The following is an 828-nucleotide window of genomic DNA, read 5'->3' as shown; positions in this document are numbered from 1 at the left end:
GTATATGGAAAACCATATAAAAGGTTGCGCTTTGCGGCAAAATATACAAGAAAATATATACACAAATAAATTAATTACAAAGCATTGATCATGCAGACTTGTTGATCTTTGCTTTGTTACGCTTTAAGTAGTCAACGGAAGCTAAAACAATTTACCTTCTTCAGTAAGCAAGCAGCCATGTAACTGATAGAAGCACATGTAGGGTCTACATACTAACCGTCGGCACTACAGACGCAGCAGCACCTGTACCTGTTTTAATAAGTATATACTCCTAGCCTACTCTCGCGACAAATAAAAAACCACTTATTGATTTTACTCTTAAGTGGCTTTTTTACCGTGGGCCCACCTGGATCTTGTTTTTCATAGCCTCTTTCATGATGGCCTGCTGCTACGCTGGGGTATTGCATTCCTTGTAGACCGCATCATGACACCATTGCTGATCAGCTGCAAGTCCGAGCCGCACTCGGATGTCCGGGCCAAGCAGCTGATCCGGGAGCAGAACAGCGCCCACCACAACAGCCTGCAGGTGGAAGACTACAGCTCAGACACCGATATGGACACCCCCGCAGTTGCACCACATGGGCGGCACCTTAGGAGAGATCACCTTCCGCTACTAAGACCGCCAGGAAGACAGGCTCACCATTAAGCGCCAAGTGTTCGAGGTGCAGGTAAACGAGGACGACGTGGAGGTGATACCGGTAAAGTCGATGCTCAGGGAAAGTATTACTATCTAACTCAAGTTGCGATTATAAACGATGAAGCCATCCAGGTATGTTAAAGGATAAAGAGACCAAACTCTACTCCTTTCTTACCATGAATGACTTCACC

General features: G+C 45.8%; 1 protein-coding gene. It reads left to right on the top strand.

From position 1 onward, the window contains the following. The first annotated feature begins 322 nt into the window (after positions 1–322). The gene (locus ACFQ2O_RS21910; RefSeq protein ID WP_377533094.1) at positions 323–646 is read left to right on the top strand and encodes a hypothetical protein; all 324 of its coding nucleotides are present in this window, start codon (positions 323–325) and stop codon (positions 644–646) included. Positions 647–828 lie beyond the last annotated feature (182 nt).

The organism is Pontibacter rugosus (genome assembly GCF_042678745.1).
GTDB classification, from domain to species: domain Bacteria; phylum Bacteroidota; class Bacteroidia; order Cytophagales; family Hymenobacteraceae; genus Pontibacter; species Pontibacter rugosus.
This window is presented reverse-complemented; position numbering and strand designations above follow the sequence as displayed.